17 protein-coding genes and 1 riboswitch are annotated in these 16,995 nt (G+C 70.4%); of the genes, 8 read left to right on the forward strand and 9 right to left on the reverse strand.

Annotation, left to right across the window (positions count from 1 at the left end):
* Positions 1 to 27: 27 nt before the first annotated feature.
* Complete coding sequence (locus tag ACFYTT_RS23240; RefSeq protein WP_387262103.1) at positions 28 to 708, forward strand: hypothetical protein; 681 nt, start codon at positions 28 to 30, stop codon at positions 706 to 708.
* A 55-nt stretch (positions 709 to 763) separates the two neighbouring features.
* Here ACFYTT_RS23240 and ACFYTT_RS23245 read toward each other — a convergent pair whose 3' ends face one another.
* Positions 764 to 2,326 carry a DUF6194 family protein gene (locus tag ACFYTT_RS23245; protein WP_387262105.1) on the reverse strand — a complete coding sequence of 521 codons (1,563 nt, stop codon included), beginning with the start codon at positions 2,324 to 2,326 and terminating at the stop codon, positions 764 to 766.
* An 81-nt stretch (positions 2,327 to 2,407) separates the two neighbouring features.
* On the opposite strand from ACFYTT_RS23245, the gene ACFYTT_RS23250 reads away from it, so the two are divergent.
* Positions 2,408 to 3,124, forward strand: coding sequence for a MerR family transcriptional regulator (locus tag ACFYTT_RS23250; protein WP_254876890.1), 717 nt, complete (start codon positions 2,408 to 2,410; stop codon positions 3,122 to 3,124).
* Between the two features lie 38 nt (positions 3,125 to 3,162).
* Here the strand turns inward: ACFYTT_RS23250 and ACFYTT_RS23255 are convergent, their stop codons facing one another.
* The 6 genes from ACFYTT_RS23255 to ACFYTT_RS23280 all read right to left on the reverse strand — a co-directional run bounded on the left by ACFYTT_RS23255 (position 3,163) and on the right by ACFYTT_RS23280 (position 8,865).
* Positions 3,163 to 3,972, reverse strand: a complete 810-nt coding sequence (locus tag ACFYTT_RS23255) for a hypothetical protein (RefSeq protein ID WP_236145679.1) — start codon at positions 3,970 to 3,972, stop codon at positions 3,163 to 3,165.
* A gap of 137 nt (positions 3,973 to 4,109) precedes the next feature.
* A complete protein-coding gene (locus ACFYTT_RS23260) occupies positions 4,110 to 6,209 on the reverse strand; it encodes an alpha-glucuronidase (protein WP_176094307.1) in 2,100 nt (699 codons plus the stop codon).
* Between the two features lie 31 nt (positions 6,210 to 6,240).
* Positions 6,241 to 7,107, reverse strand: a complete 867-nt coding sequence (locus ACFYTT_RS23265) for an energy-coupling factor ABC transporter ATP-binding protein (protein ID WP_131052649.1) — start codon at positions 7,105 to 7,107, stop codon at positions 6,241 to 6,243.
* Positions 7,104 to 7,847 (reverse strand): cobalt ECF transporter T component CbiQ, encoded by a 744-nt coding sequence (cbiQ, locus tag ACFYTT_RS23270; protein WP_387262109.1) that lies wholly within the window; start codon positions 7,845 to 7,847, stop codon positions 7,104 to 7,106. The genes ACFYTT_RS23265 and cbiQ overlap by 4 nt, the downstream gene beginning before the upstream one ends.
* Complete coding sequence (locus ACFYTT_RS23275; RefSeq protein ID WP_131052651.1) at positions 7,847 to 8,176, reverse strand: energy-coupling factor ABC transporter substrate-binding protein; 330 nt, start codon at positions 8,174 to 8,176, stop codon at positions 7,847 to 7,849. Before ACFYTT_RS23275 ends, cbiQ begins: the two co-directional genes overlap by 1 nt.
* Positions 8,173 to 8,865 (reverse strand): energy-coupling factor ABC transporter permease, encoded by a 693-nt coding sequence (locus ACFYTT_RS23280; protein ID WP_131052652.1) that lies wholly within the window; start codon positions 8,863 to 8,865, stop codon positions 8,173 to 8,175. The genes ACFYTT_RS23275 and ACFYTT_RS23280 overlap by 4 nt, the downstream gene beginning before the upstream one ends.
* Before the next feature lie 29 nt (positions 8,866 to 8,894).
* Positions 8,895 to 9,100: riboswitch (cobalamin riboswitch) on the reverse strand.
* 94 nt (positions 9,101 to 9,194) lie between these two features.
* Between ACFYTT_RS23280 and ACFYTT_RS23285 the strand changes: the two genes are divergently transcribed.
* Positions 9,195 to 9,599, forward strand: a complete 405-nt coding sequence (locus ACFYTT_RS23285) for a DUF2267 domain-containing protein (RefSeq protein ID WP_131052653.1) — start codon at positions 9,195 to 9,197, stop codon at positions 9,597 to 9,599.
* Between the two features lie 4 nt (positions 9,600 to 9,603).
* Here ACFYTT_RS23285 and ACFYTT_RS23290 read toward each other — a convergent pair whose 3' ends face one another.
* Positions 9,604 to 10,023 (reverse strand): roadblock/LC7 domain-containing protein, encoded by a 420-nt coding sequence (locus tag ACFYTT_RS23290; protein ID WP_131052654.1) that lies wholly within the window; start codon positions 10,021 to 10,023, stop codon positions 9,604 to 9,606.
* Positions 10,024 to 10,211: 188 nt separating this feature from the next.
* Positions 10,212 to 11,186, reverse strand: a complete 975-nt coding sequence (locus ACFYTT_RS23295; RefSeq protein WP_387262113.1) for a YncE family protein — start codon at positions 11,184 to 11,186, stop codon at positions 10,212 to 10,214.
* 356 nt (positions 11,187 to 11,542) lie between these two features.
* Here ACFYTT_RS23295 and ACFYTT_RS23300 point away from each other — a divergent pair, with 356 nt between their 5' ends.
* From ACFYTT_RS23300 to ACFYTT_RS23320, 5 genes are all read left to right on the forward strand, one after another.
* The gene (locus tag ACFYTT_RS23300) at positions 11,543 to 11,788 is read left to right on the forward strand and encodes a hypothetical protein (RefSeq protein WP_387262116.1); all 246 of its coding nucleotides are present in this window, start codon (positions 11,543 to 11,545) and stop codon (positions 11,786 to 11,788) included.
* Positions 11,781 to 12,521: a hypothetical protein gene (locus tag ACFYTT_RS23305; RefSeq protein ID WP_387262119.1), complete on the forward strand. Its 741-nt coding sequence runs from the start codon at positions 11,781 to 11,783 to the stop codon at positions 12,519 to 12,521. The genes ACFYTT_RS23300 and ACFYTT_RS23305 overlap by 8 nt, the downstream gene beginning before the upstream one ends.
* A gap of 274 nt (positions 12,522 to 12,795) precedes the next feature.
* Positions 12,796 to 13,524, forward strand: coding sequence for an NUDIX domain-containing protein (locus ACFYTT_RS23310; RefSeq protein ID WP_387262122.1), 729 nt, complete (start codon positions 12,796 to 12,798; stop codon positions 13,522 to 13,524).
* Entirely contained in the window at positions 13,521 to 14,678 is a 1,158-nt protein-coding gene (locus tag ACFYTT_RS23315) for a purine phosphorylase (RefSeq protein WP_387262125.1), read from the forward strand. The genes ACFYTT_RS23310 and ACFYTT_RS23315 overlap by 4 nt, the downstream gene beginning before the upstream one ends.
* Positions 14,675 to 16,666 carry a hypothetical protein gene (locus ACFYTT_RS23320; protein ID WP_387262128.1) on the forward strand — a complete coding sequence of 664 codons (1,992 nt, stop codon included), beginning with the start codon at positions 14,675 to 14,677 and terminating at the stop codon, positions 16,664 to 16,666. Before ACFYTT_RS23315 ends, ACFYTT_RS23320 begins: the two co-directional genes overlap by 4 nt.
* Positions 16,667 to 16,995: the final 329 nt, after the last annotated feature.

Genomic DNA, 16,995 nt, shown 5'->3' on the forward strand with positions numbered 1-16,995 from the left:
GAGCCGCCTGCGCGGCCAGGAGCGGCCGTGAGCGCCGTGGTGCGGGAGTTCGGCGACGGGCCGCTGTCGCGGGGGGCCGCGCTGATCTACACGCTGCTGGTGGTCGAGGTGCTGCTGCTGGTCTGCGCGGCCCCCGGCCTGATCGCACTCTTCGCGCTCGAACGGCACCCGAGCAACCTGCCACTCGTCGCGCTCTGCGCGGTGCCACTCGGCCCGGCGCTGTCCGCCGCGCTGTACACGCTGCACCACCAACGCCTCGACCTGACCGACCTGCACCCGGGGCGGCTGTTCTGGCGCGGCTACCGGGCCAACCTGGTCGGTGCGCTACTGGTCTGGGTGGCGACGCTGGCGTGGCTGACCGTCATCGCGGTCAACCTGATCAACCTGCCGGTGGCCGGGGTCCCCGGCTGGTGGGTGGTGCCGCTGGTGGCAGTCGGTGTCGGGGTCGCCGTGGTCGGGATCAACGCGCTGGTCATCACCTCGCTGTTCGCGTTCCGGCTGCGCGACGTGCTGCGGCTGGCCGGTTACTTCGTGCTGCGTACGCCGGTGGTGGCGGTCGGCACCGCGTTGTTGCTGGTGGCGGCGACGGCGCTGACGCTTGTCGCGTCGGAGGCGGCGACCGCGGCCCTGGGGTCGCTGCTGGCACTGGCGCTGGTACGCGGCGCGGTGCCGATGACCGACGTGGTCCGCGAGGAGTTCGTGCGGTGACGGATGTAAGGAAGGGCCCCTTCCTAACGTCTCGTGTATAGCAGGGGTCCCCTCCTTACATCCGGGCGCGACGGGCGACGGCGCGGGCGTGCGCGATCGCCAGCAGCCGGTCGATCTCGGGCAGCATCTGCGGGCCGGGCATGACGATGCCGACGAAGCCGTGCCGGGCGTACGCGGGATGCGGCAGCACGGTGTCCAGCCGGGCGAAGTCGTACTCGTGTCGATGCTGCGGGAAGTCGGCGGGCGGGAAGCCGAACAGCCGCGTGAACTCGGTCCGTCCCAGGTCGAGGTTGAGCCGGAAGACACCGGGCCGGTCGAGTCCGGCCTCCTCGTCGAAGCCGGGCACGTCGCGTTCCACGATGGTGGCGAACGGCCGGCGGTGATCCGGGCCGACGGAGAAGAACCTGTCGCCCCAGGCGCCCTCCGGCGCCCCGGTCTCCTCGCTCGCCACGAGTTGCGTGGTGCCGGGCAGCGCCAGGATCCGGGCCGCGAGCATCGCCGGGTCGGTGCCGGTCGGCACGTGCAGCAGCACGTCCGCGTGGTCGACGGTCGCCTGCTCCAGCGGGAAGTAGCGGTAGTCGTGGGTCCGTTTCCCGGCGGGTCGCACCGTCGAAGCGGGGACGTACCGGGGCAGGTCGCCGTCGCGCTGGAGGGCTCCTTCGAAGGAGTCGGGCTCGGGCTCCCCGATGCCGAGGGCCGGGCTGACGCCGAGGCTGCCGACCACCACCGCGTACCCGTCGCCCAGCAGCGAGCCGACGATCGCACCGGCGCTGCACCAGGTGACCTCGGTGCCGGCCATCGTCGTCGTGCCCGGGTCGCGTTGCAGGTGCCGGTGGTGCGCGAACACGAGGGTCGGGCCCCGGTCCGCCTCGGCCGCGCGGATCGCGAGCAGGTTCTCCGCCATCAGCGCGGCCCGGACCGCCACCAGTCGGGCGAAGCGTTCCTCCCGGCCCAGCGGCGCGGCCGCCGCCGCGTGGTAACGCAGCACCGCGACCGCCGACGTGGCCTGCGCGTACGCCGCCCGCCAGCCGTCCGGCCGCCGGGGCGCGTGCAGGTACAACTCGGTCAGCAGGTCGTCGGCGAGCACCCGCAGACGCTGTGCCTCGGGCGTGCCGCCGACCGACCGCCCCGGCTCCCAGATTGCCGCCTGGTCGCTCCATCGGGTCTCGTCACCCACCAGGGAGTCGATCTCGGCCGTCCGGTCCTGGCCCAGGTACTCGCAGACCCGCAGCAGGAACGCACGGGGGCTCGGCGCACCGGTGATCTCCAGCGGGGCGTCGAAGCCGTGGAACGTCAGGCGCTCGGCCGTCGGCCGCCCCGCGTTGTACTCCCGCATCCGCACCAGCAGGTCCCGGTTGGCCGGGGCGTCACCGAACCCGTGGCTGAACCCCTCGGCGAGCGCACGCTCCAGGGTCACCGTGGCGGAGCCCTGCACGAACTCGTCGGCGACCAGGCCGGCGGCGCGGTCGCTCTCCAACGCGATCGACCGGTATCCCCGCTGCGCCAACGCCAGGAACAGCTCGGTGCGGATCTGGAGGAAGGCGGATTCGCCGTGTGTCGGTTCGCCGAGCGCGAGCAGGGTCGGCGGTACGGGAAGCAGGTCCAGGAGATTCGTCACTCCATCGACCGTATCGCTGAACCAACCGTTGAGACTTTCGAGCAAACTGTCACGGTGAACGTGGTGCAACCCTCAAACAGCGTGACACGTCGGCCGATCGACCTGGCCCGTCCGCACGGCCTGTCCGCCCAGGCGGTGCGCAACTACGAGCGGGACGGGGTCCTGCCGCCCGCCCCGCGCAGTCCGAGCGGCTACCGCCGATACACCGAGCGGCACGCCCGGGCCCTGGACGCGTACCTGGCGTTGATTCCGGGGCACGGGTACGCGGCGAGTGGCGAGATCATGCGCGCCGTGCACCGGGGCGAGATCGACACGGCGTTGCGGGTGATCGACCAGGGTCACGCTCTGCTGCACCGCGACCGGGAGACCCTGGACGCGGTCGAGACGGCGGTGGCGGTCCTCACCGGGGCCGCGCCCGACGCGCCCCGCCGGGCGGAGCTGTCGATCGGTGCCCTGGCGCACCGGCTCGGCGTACGGCCGGCGACCCTGCGCAAGTGGGAACGGGCCGGCGTGCTGCGACCGGACCGTGACCCGGCGACCCGCTACCGCGTCTACGCCCCCGACGACGTGCGGGACGCCGAACTCGCCCATCTGCTGCGGCGCGGCGGATACCGGCTCGACCACATCGCCGACGTGCTCGACCGGGTACGCGCCGCCGGGGGCGCCGCGCCGCTCGCCGCGTCGCTGCACGGCTGGCGGGAGCGCCTCACCGTCCGCGGCCGGCACCTGCTCACCGGCGCGGCGCGACTCGCCGCGTACCTGGACTCTCCTGCGGAGACGCCGCTGCCCGGCCGGTGAGGGGTGCTCACCGACCGGGCAGTCGTGGTGGTTCCGGGTCAGGAGGTCAGGTCCCCGAGGCCCTTCATCATCTCGGCGAAGTCGGTGGTCTCCGCCGCCGGCGGGGTCTCGATGTTCACCGGCTTGCCGTAGTCGGTGTAGTCGACGGTGATGTCGCCGAGGTTGCCGGTGACGACCTTGGCCCGACGGGGCTGGTACTGCCCGTCGACCCAGAGGTCGATGGTGATCTCCTTGACGCCCTGCTTGGCCAGCTCCTGCTCGACGCCCTTGCGCATCTCGGCGTCGACCTGCTGGAGGTACTCATCCATCGTCTGGGTCACGGTGTAGTGGACGGTGTCCACCCCGTTCACGTTCTCCTCGCCCACGACCTTGACGTTCTCGCTGGCGAGCAGCGCCTTGACCTGCTTGCTCGGGTCGACGTCCTCGAGCTGCTTGGTGAAGTTCGCCCCGCCCTCCGCGCCGGCGGCAGCCACGTCGATCTTCAGCCAACGCTTGCCGCCCATGCTGGCGCGCTCGGTCTCCGGGACCTCGACGTAGACCGCGGTCTCGATCATCCGGATCGTCGTCGGCTTGCCGTCCGAGTCGGTGGTCGTCATCTCGACCTTGACCGGGTCACGCAGATCGATGACGCCCTTGGCGGTGATCTTCTCACCGGCCGCCGTGCCCTCCATCGAGATGGTCACCGAGTCGCTGGACTGGGTCTTCTCCACGGTCTTCTGCAGCGACCCCTTGAGGTCCTTGGCGAGCTGCTCCAGCACGTTCGGCTGCGCCGCGGCATCCGAGTCGGACGCCGAACCGCCGCCGCCGCAGGCGGTCATCGCGAGTGCCGTGAGCGCGGAGACCGCCACGACGGCGACCCTCTTGGACAGTGACAACTGACAGCCCCATTCCCTTGACAAACTCTGGGGGACCTCCCCCAGCCAGACCGCCGACACGCTACCGGAGTCGGTCAACCCCCGTGCGACCCACCGACGTCCGCGCGGCCTCAGAACAGCGGACGACCGTACGTGTCCGGCACTCCGGACTTGCGATGGAAGTACGCGTTGATCTGATCGCACCACTCCTGGGCGCTGCGCCGCTGCTCCGTCAGGCGCTCGTCCACCCGGGCGTACACGACCGGGTCGACCAGCCCGTCCAGCGCCGCCCAGCGGTCGCTCATCGCCGCCACCTCCGCCACCCCGGCGAAGTGCGTGTCATAGATGTGCTGCACGACGGTGCTGCCGCTGTGCAGCACGTGGTCGTAGCGCACGTGGTGGAAGAAGAGCAGCAGCTCGTCGGGGCACTGCTCCACCGACTCGTACACCTGCGACCAGGGTGGCGGGTACTGGCCGGTGAAGCCGGTGCCGGTGGCCCGGGTGCGGTCCACGCCCACCCCGTCCCGGTCGGCGAAGTGGTAGGTGCCCCAGCTCGTGTACTCGTACCCGTCGACGTCCGGGCCGTAGTGACGCCCGGGGCGCACCATGAAACCCACCCCCAGCGGGGCGGTGTACCGCTCGTAGGTGCGCCACGAGTCGTCCATGACCCCGTGCAGCGTCCGCCGCAGCAGCTCGGGATCGGCGCTGGCCGCCGGATCGAAGGTCAGGTCTATCCACTCGTCGAGCACGTCCTCCGGGCGCAGACGCGGGTCCCAGGCGAGCCGGCCGTAGGCGTACAGGTTGGCCTGGGCCAGTGGGTGACCGGTCCAGAACGGGTCGTCGCCCACGTTGGAGACGGCGGCCAGCCCGCCCCCGTCGGCGGCCACGTCGGCGACCGTCGGCCCGTCCTCGCCCCACGGCGTGAACCGCAGCACCTCGTGCCACCAGGGCGCCAGATAGCAGACGTGCCGCTGCTGCCCGGTGTACTCCTGGGTCACCTGGAACTCCACCGCCAACCGGGTGTCCGGCATCGCCGTGATCACCGGTGACACCGGCTCCCGGGTCTGGAAGTCCAGCGGACCGTGCTTGACCTGCACGATCACGTTGTCCCGGAAGCGACCGTCGAGCGGGGCGAAGTGGTCACCGGCGGCGCGGGCCCGGTCGGTGGAGCGGTCCCGCCAGTCCTGCCGGTGGTTGTAGACGAAGGCCCGCCAGTGCACCACGCCCCCGTACGGTGCCAGCGCCTCGGCCAGCAGGTTCGCCCCGTCGGCGTGGTCGCGGCCGTAGCTGAACGGGCCGGGCTGTCCCTCCGAGTCGGCCTTCACGAGGTATCCGCCGAAGTCCGGGATGCGGGCGTAGACCCGGGCGGTGGTCCCGGCCCACCAGGCACGCACCGTCTCGTCGAGCGGGTCGGCGGTGGGCAGCCCACCGACCATCACCGGCGCGGCGAAGTTCACCGACAGGTGCACCCGGATGCCGTACGGACGCAGGTCCTCGGCGATCTCGGCGACGTCGTCGAGCCGGTCGGTGAGCAGCCGCGCCTCGGTGGCGTGCACGTTGACGTTGTTCACCGACACCGCGTTGATCCCGCACGCCGCCAGCAACCGCGCGTACGCCCGCACCCGCGCCCGGTCCGGATGTGCCCGGCCGGCACGCCAGAGGATCGACCCGCCGGCGTACCCGCGTTCGACCTGGCCCATCACCGGATGCACGTCGACGTTGTCCCAGTGGTTCAGCATCCGTCGCCGCATCACCGGCCGGTACGCCCGCGCCGGATGCGGTGCGCCGAACGCCGACTCCCCGAGCCGGACCACGTGGAACAGCCCGTGGAGCAGGCCCGCCGGTGCGTCGGCCAGCACCACCGTGACCTCGCCGTGGCGGACGACCGCGTATCCCTCGGGACCGAGCGGACCGCCACCGGCGGCGTCCAGGTCGGCCCGCGCGGCGTCGAGGACGCCCTGCGTCCCGTCGCCGTCCACTGTCGATGCATGGTGGTCGGTCAGGGTGAGGACGAGGTGGGCGGGTGGGCCGTCGGCGGACCGGCGGACCGTGCCGCCGTGGGTGGCGCAGGCGGTCCGGACCTCGTGCCACACGGTGTCGACGAGCAGGCCGTCACCGTGGACGAGGGTGTGCCGGGAACCGACGGCGCGGAACGCGGCCGGCGGCAGCCAGGCGGGGTGGACGTCGGTCGGGTCGGAGCCGGTGTCGCGCTCCGGGCAAATCCGTCGCATTACGCAGATCGTAACTAAGTCGATCGATGCGTCAAGGTCCTTCCGGAACCTTTCGGGCGGTACCGACCGGAGTCTCCAGGAGCCGCGCCAACTCCCCCGGGGTACGCGGACGGGCCCCGGCCAGGCCGGGCACGCGGTCCAGCAGCCGATGCACCACCGGTGCCCACGCCGGAGTCAACGCGGCACCGTCGAGCAGGTCCCCGCCGCCCAACTCGGCGCCGGACACCCCCTGCCGGATCCGGCCACCCGCCACCAGCACCCGTTCGTCGGCCCACCGGTACGCCAGGTCCACGTCGTGCGTGGCGAGCAGCAGCGTGGTGCCGGCCCGGTGCAGGGCGTCGAGCGTGCGCAGCAACGCCTCCACCCCCGACGGGTCGAGTCCGGCGGTCGGCTCGTCCAGGATCAGCACCCGGGGCCGCAACGCCACCGCCCCGGCGATCGCCACCCGCTTACGCTGGCCGTACGAGAGCAGGTGGGTGGGACGGTCGGCGAGGTCGCCGATCTCCAACGCGGCCAGCGCCTCGGTACACCGCTGCCGCACCTGCGCGTCGTCCAGACCGAGGTTGACCGGCCCGAACGAGACGTCCTGGAAGACGGTCGCGGCGAACAACTGGTCGTCGGGGTCCTGGAGCACCAGCTGCACCTGCTGACGGACGTCGAGCAGCCCCGCCCGGGTCCGGCGCAGTGGCACCCCGCCGACCAGCACCGTGCCGGCGTCGGCGGCCAGCGATCCGACCATCAGCCGGAACAGGGTCGTCTTGCCACCGCCGTTGGGCCCCAGCACGGCCATCCGCCGCCCGGCCGGCACCGACAGGTCGGCGCCGGTCAGTACCGGACGCTCCGCCTCGTACCCGAAACTGACCCCGCGCAGCTCCAACAGCGGCGGATCGCCGCTCACCCGAGCACCACCAGCATCCGGGTGGCCAGCACCACCGCCGCCAGCAGCAGCACGGTGACGACCAGGAACGCCGCCGACGGCTGGCGGACCTCGGTGCGTACCGCCAACGAGCCGGTGTAACCGCGCAGCGCCAACCCCTCCTCCCAGCGCCGGGCCAGCGAGAACGCACGGACGAAGACCGCGCCGGCCTGCCCGGCCAGCGACCGGTAGGTGCTGGCCCAGGTCCGGTAACCCAGCCGGGCCGCCTGGGCCTGCCGCACCGCGTGCACACTCTCCAGCAGCAGGAACAGCATCCGATAGATCAGCGCGGCCACCTCGGTGACCGCGCTGGGCACCCCGAGACGCTGGAGCCGGGGCAGCACGTCGGCCAGCGGCGTGGTGGCGGCGAAGAGCAACAGGCAGAGCAGCGCGGCGCAGGCCCGACCGGCGGTCGTGGCGGCCGTCGCGAGCCCCTCCGGCGCCCACCGGACCTGCGTCGGACCGGAGACCGCCACCAGCATCGGCACCGAGCCGGTCAGGATGAACAGCAACGGCGTCCGGGCCACCCGCACCAGCAGACGCGGCGGCAGCGCCGCCGGCCCGAGCAACGCCACCGCTGCGGTCAGGCCCACCACCAGGGCGCCCGGCCACGGCGGCAGGAGCAGGGAACAGCCCAAGAGCCCCAGGGCCAACAGGGCCTTCTCCACCGGGTGGCGGCGTCGCCAGGGGCTGGCGTACGCCGCCACGTCCAACGCGAGCACTAGTCGGTGGTCTTCTCCCCGGTCGCGGACTGCTCGCCACGCAGCCGCTGCCGGGTCCGGGCCACCCCGAAGTAATAGCCGAGGAACCCGGCACCGAGGGCGGCCTGAAGCGCGAACAACGCCGACTCGATCTCACCCGACGGCGGTTCGTAGATCGAACTGAACCACGGCTCGTAGTCGGGATGGTCGTTGACGATCGCCTCCTCGGCGAGGGCGTCGGCACCGGCGAACGGCTCCTCGCCGCTGCCGAGCCCCAGCACCAGCGGCGCCACCGCCAACGCCACCACGGCGAGCAGCAACAACAGGTTGGTCCGGCCGAACGACTTCACGCCACCGCTCCCTGGGTCGTCGGGGCCGGACGGCGCAGGATGCCGAGCCGGCGGAGTTCCTGCGGGCTCACCCGGACCAGCAGCCGGACCACCAGGACCGTGAGCAGCCCCTCGCTGATCGCCAGCGGGATCTGGGTGACCGCGAAGATGGACCCGAACTTGGCCAGCGCGCCGACGAAGCCCGAATCCGGGTCCGGGAAGGCCAGCGCGAGCTGCGCGCTGGTCACGCAGTACGTCGCCAGGTCGGCCAGGGCAGCGGCGAAGAACACCGAGATGCCGAGGCCGCCACCGAACCGGCGGATCAGCGCGTACACGCCGAAGGCCACCCAGGGGCCGACGATGGCCATCGAGAAGACGTTCGCGCCGAGCGTGCTCAACCCGCCGTGCGCCAGGAGGAGCGCCTGGAACAGCAACACGATCGTGCCGAGCACACTCATCACCGGTGCCCGGAACAGGATCGCGCCGAGACCCACACCCGTCGGATGGGAACAGGAGCCGGTCACCGAAGGGATCTTCAGCGCCGACAGGACGAAGGTGAACGCCCCGGCCGCGCCGAGCAACAGCTTCGCGTCGGGGTTCGCGCGGACCTGCTGGACCAGGTTGCGCGCACCGTGGATGACGAACGGTGTCGAGACCGCGAACCATGCCGCCGCCTGCACCGGTGGTAGGTAGCCCTCAGCGATGTGCATGAGTCGACCTCCCCTTCCAACACCTCGTGGACGAGATCACATGTCGGGGTCGGTCTCCTGGCTCCCGGATCGTCGCGTACTCCGGCCTTCCCAGGTCCTCCACGGACCCAGTGGCGTACAAGTCGGAGTGAACTCCCCGGTCACAGTGGCGAGGGCCGCGCCGGTATCACACCGGCTTCCCGTTACCGCGACGGCGCGACGTTATCCGTTCCGCACACCGACGCACAAGACTCGTCGATGCCACCGCGACCGTACGCGGGTGAAGAGTGCCGTTTGTCACGACGATTCACGGGTAGACGCCAGATCCGTTGCGAGAAGGGGCCGACCGGTTGGACGAGAACGAGTTCATCGACTCCGTGGCGCACCGCACCGGCGCGTCGACGGAGCAGGCGACCGCCATCGCGCGCGCCACCCTGACCACGCTCGCCGAGCGGATCGACGGCGGCGAGGCACGGGACCTGGCCGACCGACTCCCGGAAGGGCTGCGGGCGTACACGTTCGCGCCCAGCGAGACCGCCGAACGCTTCGGGCTCGACGTGTTCGTCGACCGCGTCGGCGGCCGTGCCGACGTCGATCCCGACCTGGCCGAGGCCGGCATCCGGGCGGTCCTGGACACCATTCGAGGTGACGTCGCCCCCGCCGACCACGACGACGTCATCGCGAACCTGCCGGCCGAACTGTGGCAGGTGGCCAACCCGGCGCCGTCGTACGACGCGCAGCGCGACCGCGGCTAGCGGGTCACCGCCCGGTCAGGTGGGGCGCCGGCTCCACGTACACCGGCAGATGGTGCCCGGCCCTGGCACAGAAGAGGGCGACCTCGTACGCCATGTCCCCCACCTCCGCCGAGCCGTCGATACCGACGGTGAGGATCGCCCCGTTGCCGGTGGTGGCGTGGAACAGGAACGCCCGCGACATCTGCACCACCACCTGGTGCAGCTCACCCTCACCGCACAATCGGGCGGCGGCCAGACCGAGCGCCTGGAGCCCACAGACCACACTGGACAGTTCCTCGGCGATCTCCTCGTCGATGCCCCGCGAGGCCCCCAGCATGATGCCGTCCGGGGAGAGCACCACCGCGAACTTGGCGCCGGGCACCCGATCCACGATGTCGTCGAGCGCGTCGTTGAGGTTCTCGGCGGTGACCAGGGCATGGGTCATAAGGGCGCTGTCCTCTCGTCGAAACTCCTACGTTCGTACCAGAGAAGACGCGGCCTCAGGAGCCCACTGGTGGCCCGATCCTGTTCTCCGATCCCCCTAACGTACGACGACGCTGGTCACCCTAATCGGACGGGTCGGACGTCCCGGTCACACCGGGAATCCCTCTTCTGACCGACGGTGACACCCGCTCAGGACGACGGCACCGGACCCCGCAACCCCACCAGGCCGGGCACGGCGACACGACCCAGTTCGGCACCGCTGGTCGGGTCGAGCCACCGCACCGCCGACGGCCCACCCACATAGAGACGGCCACCGTCGGGGCCAAGGACGAGACCGGTGACGGGGGCGTCGACCGGTCGTTCGGCGACGACCCGCAGACCGACCGCATCCACCGTACGCAGCACACCGGCCCCGCCGAGGAACAGTCTTTCGTGGTCCGCCGTCGCGTACGCCGGGCCGGACGCGACGGGGACGGCGGCGGTGCGGCGTACCGTCAGTTCCTCGGTGGAGATCTCGGCGACGGTCCCGGAGGTCAGGTCGGCGACGTACAGCCGGGAACCGTCCGGGGCGATCGCCATGGCGTGCCCGTCGGCTGTTCCCTCCCCGAACGGGTGCGGCAGATCCACGCAGTACGCCCACCGCTCGTGCAGGTGCAGCGTGTGCACGAAAGCGTGGACGTCGCTCCCCGGCCGTCCACTGATGCGGTCCCGGGTGTGCCGATGCTCGGGCTGATGGGTGTAGAGCGTGTACAGGACGCGACGGTCCGGGGCGAGTACCGCCTGACGCCCGTCACCGCGCATCTCCTCCTCCGCGCCCGCCGGGATCGCCTGCTTGAGGCGGGTCTGCAACGGGCCGGCCACACCGGTGGCGAGGTCGACCACCCGAACCCGGTACCGGTCCGGCGTCTGCGGCGGCAGCCACTCCAGCACGAAGAGGCCGGTGTGGTCGTGGGTGAACGCCTCCGGGACGACGTTGCCCGGCAGTCGCAGCCGGTGCCGCACCCCACCCGCGTCGGCGATCAGCACCGGCGTGGCGTCCCGCCCGGCCGGAGACGCTGCGGTGACGCTCACCGCCTCGGTGGTCAGTGCCACCCACGTGCCGTCGGCGGAGACCGTCTGCGGCACCCAGCGGCCGGGCAGCCAACACCCGGGCGGAGGCGACACCGGTGGCGGTCTCGATCCGCCAGAACGCGGTGTCGGCACCCTCCGGCGTGCTCGCGTACACCGACCGCCCGTCGGCGGTGGCGACGGCATGCGGGACCACCTGCCGTTCGGCACCACGGAGCAGGCCGAGTCCGTCGGCCAGGTCCACGAGCAGCGGATCCGGCGGCACGCCTGCCACCGGTGACCCGGTCGGATCACACCCGACCAGCGTCGCGACACCCGCGCCCACCAGCGCGGACAACAGGGTACGGCGGGTGGTCGTCCTCGTCGCCATCATGCCCGGATGACACCGTCACGCCGATTCCGGTTCCGTCGGCGGAGAGTGGAACCTGAACGCCGCGACCGGTGTCAGGACAGTGATCCCACCGGAGGTTCCCCTGGACGACGAGGAACTCGTCACCCGCGCGCAGGCAGGTGACCTGGAGGCGTACGAACTCCTGGTCGCCCGGCACACCGCGTCCGCGTACCGGACGGCGAACCTGTCCGAGGACGAGACGGTCGCCATGCTCGGCTGGGCACGCGGCACGGTGAAGTCGCGGACGTCCCGCGCCCTGGTGAAGCTGCGTGGCCTGCTCGACGTCGAGGAGCTGAGCCGTGGCTGACCTCGAACGGGAGTTGCGCGAGCTGTCCGCCTGGCTGGAGACCCCCGAGCCGCCGGACGTCACCGCCCGGGTCCGCGCCCGGCTGGCCGCCCCCGCCCGATCCTCGCGGACCATCGAGGGACGCCGTCGTCGATGGCGGTACGCGGTGGCCGCGCTTCTCGCCGCCCTCCTGGTGATCGCCCTGCTGCCCGGACGGGCCGCGCTGGCCGACGCGGTGGCCGGACTGCTGCGCTTCGCCGGCATCACGATCAGCACCGCACCCGCCCCGCTGCCACCGACGGCTTCCCCGTCGCCGCTGCCCGCGCAACGCCTGACCGATCTGGGCGAGGCGCACCGGCTGGTGCGGTTCCCGGTCCGGGTACCGGCCGCGCTCGGCCCGCCCGACCGGGTGCTGGTGGCCGACCCGGACGGCGCGGGGGGACACCGGGTGGCGACGCTGCTCTACCGAGGCGGTCAGATCCGGCTGGACGCCTTCGACGGGCAGCTCGACGGCGTCTTCCTCAAACAGGCCGGCGGATCCGGGGCGCAGTGGACGGAGGTCAGCGGACGACAGGCGGCGTGGATTCCCGGCCCGCACCCGATCTCGTACGTGGATCGGGACGGGGTGGTGCGGGAGGAGAGCGCCCGGCTGGCCACCGCGACGCTGATCTGGGAGCAGGGCGGAGTGACCTACCGCCTCGAAGGCGAGCTGACGGTGAACGAAGCGGTCGAGATCGCATCGTCGCTCGGATAGCGAGAATCGGTGCCGACATCACCGCCGCCGGACCACATTTGCATTGCCTGATTTCGATACCGACCACTGCACCCGTACACCTCTGACCGCTGTGCACGGTCGGCACCACGAAACCATGCTGGACGCGGTCGTCGCTTTCGCGGATGCCCTCTCGGCCAGCCCGAACAACGAGGCATGGCGGATTTGGAAACGGCCGAAGGCCAGACACAGGGGTGCTGAAACCCGACACGCGACGCCCTTCCTGTCAGAGTGACAGTAAGCCTATGGTCGATCCGTGTCTGACGATCGCTGGGTTCCCCCGACCATCCTTCTTGCCGTTGACCTGGTCATCCTGACCTTGCGGGAGTCCCGCCTGCATGTGCTGCTCATCGAGCGCGGAATCGAGCCCCATCAAGGCGCATTGGCTCTGCCCGGTGGTTTCCTCAACCACGAGAGGGAAGACCTGTTGACGGCCGCCCACCGCGAGCTTGCCGAGGAAGCCAGCCTGGGGCCGGACCAGTTACACCTGGAGCAGCTCGGCTTCTATGGCGCTCCCGACCGGGACCCCCGCGGCCGAGTCGTCTCCGCGACCTACCTCGCTATCGCCCCTCGCCTACCCGAGCCGGTCGCCGGGACCGATGCGTCTCGGGCGTGCTGGACCCCCGCGGCACAGGCGCTCTCCGGTGACGTGCAGCTCGCCTTCGATCATGCCCAGATCCTGACCGACGGGGTCGACCGGGCGCGAGAGAAGTTGGAGCGAACGGCGCTCGCCACCGCCTTCTGCGGACCGACTTTCACCATCGCGGAGCTTCAGGACGTCTATGAAGCGGTGTGGGGCGTGCGACTGGACCCACGGAACTTCTACCGAAAAGTGCAGAGTGTGGACGGCTTCATCGTCCCCGCCGGCCCGAGCCGAAAGGCCGCAGGAGGCCGTCCCGCTCGCCTCTTCCGCGCCGGGCCCCGAACGACTCTTCACCCCTCGATGAATCGACCCATCGACCAGACAGAGAAGGAGAGATCGTGAGCAGGAGCAGTGGTCTCGTCGTGATCCTCACGGCGCTGAACCTTGAGTACGAAGCGGTCCGCGAACAGTTGACCGATCTGCGGGTACGCCGACACCCGGCGGGAACCCGCTTCGAAGTCGGCCGGATCGACAAGAGCGACTGCCGGGTCGCACTGGGGTTGGTCGGCAAGGGCAACCATCCGTCGGCAGTGCTGGCAGAGCGGGCGATGGCCGAGTTCACTCCGGCCGCTGTGATCTTTGTGGGGGTCGCCGGCGGTCTGTGGCCCAACGTCCGGCTCGGCGATGTCGTCGTCGCCAGCAAGGTCTATGCCTACCACGGCGGCACCAGCGAGAACGACGGCTTGAAGGCCCGCCCCAAGGCATGGGAGATACCCCACGAGGCCGACCAGATCGCCCAGTACGTCGCCAGGTCTACCGCCTGGTGTCAGGGCCTGCCCGAAGGATCGACGCCCAAGGTCCATTTCGGTCCGATCGCTGCGGGAGAGGTAGTACAGGACTCAGGAATCTCCAAAGAGGCGCGCTGGATCCGTCGCCACTACAACGACGCCGTGGCGATCGAGATGGAAGCCGCCGGGGTCGCCCAAGCGGGCCATCTGAACCGCGCCCTACCCGTGGTGGTGATACGCGGCATCAGCGATCACGCCGACGGCACCAAGGCCGCCACCGATGGACAGAACTGGCAACCAAAGGCCGCACGTCACGCCGCCGTGTTCGCCACCGCACTGGCACGAGAACTGACCATCGACAAGCCCAGCCATCGAGACGGCGTGGACCAGGACGGGAGCCCCGCGATGCAGATGACCAACCGCAACATCGCTACCGGCAACGCACACGTCGGAGTGCAGGCAGGGCAAATCCACGGCAGTGTCACCGTGGGGAGCAACGTTGATCGCCCGAGCGACCTGGTGGCCAGCATCGCTGAGTTGCGGGTCCACCTCAAGCAGGCACACCTCGACGGACAACTCGACGAGGAGACCTACGCCGCCGCCGAGTCCGAGGTGGCGACCGCAGCGGAATGCGTGCCGGCGGGCACACCCGCCAAGAAGAGCCGGCTGATGGTCGCGCTCAAGCGGCTGCGGGGCCTGGTAGCCGACGTGTCCGAGTTGGCGGCGCGGATCGCGGCGATCATCGCCGCCGTGCGGAGCATGTCATGACAGCTCCGACCACGACGAACATCGCGCAGGGAGAGGCACACGTCGAGGTGCAGGCGGGCGTGGTCCACGGCGACATCAACTACTACCGATCACCGCCGGGTTCCACTCCCGAAGAGCAGTTCACCATGGCGCTGAGGTACCTGAACGCTCGCGCCCGGAATGAGGCACGCGAGTTGATCGAGAAGGCGGCAGCCGGCGGCCACCTCACCACCGAGGTCCATTTCTACCGACTCATCGCCCTGCTGAGCGGCCGTACCTTGCGTCAGCTTCCGCCCGAGGATGTGGATAGCCTCCGCGCCATCTGCGCGGACATGTCCCAGCTCGTCGATCAGGACGAGTGGGCCGCCGGGGTCAAGGCGATCATTCGTCTCCTCAAGCCAATTCCTGCCGACGAAGCGGACAGGATGGTGAAGGAGATCGAGGCACTCAACAGGCCGCAGCGCGAGGCGATCTACGGCCACCTCGAGGCGCTCCGCGAAGGTGCGATGCAAGAGGAGATGTGGCGCAAGTCCTTCGCCCTGGCAAAGGTGCAACGCCTACAGGGGGACCGTCTCGGTCGGGTCTGGAAGTTCTTCCACCCGACTCCCGCGCCTCCTCGGTCCATACCGGTGCGGCCCGCCGCCGTGGCGACCCGCGACTGGCTGCAAGCCGGCGTCGGTGCTGTCGTATTCGCCCTCGCCGTGACGCAGTTGATCCTGCTGGTGGCGGCACACGGCACGTTCGCACCGCTCCTCGGCCTGCTCGCCGGGCTGAGCGGACTGGCCGCTTTCTGCTTCGGCGGAGCGGACCGCTACTACCGACAGTTGCGGCTGCGCGTGAAGGAAGCACAGATCCGTCCGCCCCAGCAGCGGCGACGAGAAGCGCCCCTCGGTGGCTTCGCGCGCAAGGTCGACCGTCTCTTCGACAGGTACTTCAGCCGGTACGTGCCTCCTGACACTGATCGAGCCTACTGGCGCGCCCAGACGGCAGGGATTCAGCGGCACCTCCGCGACGAGGTGGTCGAGATCTACCGAGAACAACGCATCGATGCGGACCGGATCGCCTGGCTCGTCCGACATCTGGTGAGCGATGTGCGACAGCGATGGGAACAGGACACACTGACGGCGCACCATCAGCAGTTGCGCATCCCCGCCAGGACCCGAGTGCTGCACGTCGGCGGACTGACTCTTCTCATCGTTGGCGCCCTCTGGGTGATCCCCGCCGTAATCGGTGGCGCACCCTTGTCCGGCACCGGTTGGCTGCTGCTCGCTTCGGCGTCGGCGGTGCCTGCCGTCCGCGCGTCGTTCAGGATCATTGCCGAACGGCGCAGGGTCGTCGATGATCAGGAGGAGCGGGACGTCAAGGATGCAGCCCGAGGTGCGGCGTACCGCCGGTGGTGCCGCAAACTGGCCGACAAACCGTCAGACACCGAAATGGCGGCCTGGCTGGAGAACGACCGTAAGGTCCTGGTTGATCAGGCCATGCACCAGTATCGGCTCCGCCCCAGCCAGGTGATCGCACATGCCTTCATCGAGGCACCGGCGCCCTCCTGCAAGAGGGCCAGGTACCCGCAGGGCCCGTGGCGATACTCCCGGTACCGCCTACTGCTCTTCCTACTCACCGAGGACGGCGTACGGCAGGTCAGCTGCGATCTCGACTTCCAGACCGTCGAAAGCGACAACACACAACGACTGAACTACCGCTTCGACGCCGTCGCCGCCGTCCGCATCGACGGGGTAGCCACCCGACAGCAGACCTTCAAGCTCACCCTCGTCAACGGGGAGTTCGTCGAAACCAAGGTGGGTGAACTCGAAGAGGAGACGCTTCAGGAGGATGAGAACGCCGTCAAGATCGCAAGGCTGTCCCTGGACGCCTCGGGGCTCCCGCACACCCTGCACATCCTTGAAGGCATCGCTGCCGAGGGCAAGGAATGGGTCAACCACAGGCGCCGCATCGCCGACAAGAAGCTTGCCGACCTCGCGGCCCTTGTGCACGATCTACTCGACTAATTCGGTCCGGGCGAGAGAAGCTACCCGGCTACCGCTGCAGCTCTTTCGGTCTGGACGTGTGACCACCCACGGTCTGCCGAACCACCGCCGCCGACCTGCCCACGCTGTCCGGGCTGCTCACCACCCATGACTGCCACTGTCACGGCATCGCGGAGCGGGACCCTCGCCGCCGCTCGCCACGGCACCTGCGCGGCGAACACAGCACGGCAGCCGCGCTCACCCCCGGAGGTTAGGAGCAATGCCGCTCAGTTAGGGCGGTGGGCGGGTTGTCAATGCTGCTGTTTCGAGGATGTTGATGTTGATGGTGGCGTGGTAGTTGGTGCGGTCGA

The organism is Micromonospora sp. NPDC003816 (assembly GCF_042874705.1).
Taxonomy (GTDB): Bacteria; Actinomycetota; Actinomycetes; order Mycobacteriales; family Micromonosporaceae; genus Micromonospora.

What these genes read in the sequence shown, in the direction of transcription:
- ACFYTT_RS23260 (WP_176094307.1), bottom strand. Translation starts at nt 6,209, where the DNA reads ATGCGACGGATTTGCCCGGAGCGCGACACCGGCTCCGACCCGACCGAC.
- ACFYTT_RS23290 (WP_131052654.1), bottom strand. Translation starts at nt 10,023, where the DNA reads ATGACCCATGCCCTGGTCACCGCCGAGAACCTCAACGACGCGCTCGAC.
- ACFYTT_RS23320 (WP_387262128.1), top strand. Translation starts at nt 14,675, where the DNA reads ATGACAGCTCCGACCACGACGAACATCGCGCAGGGAGAGGCACACGTC.
- ACFYTT_RS23280 (WP_131052652.1), bottom strand. Translation starts at nt 8,865, where the DNA reads ATGCACATCGCTGAGGGCTACCTACCACCGGTGCAGGCGGCGGCATGG.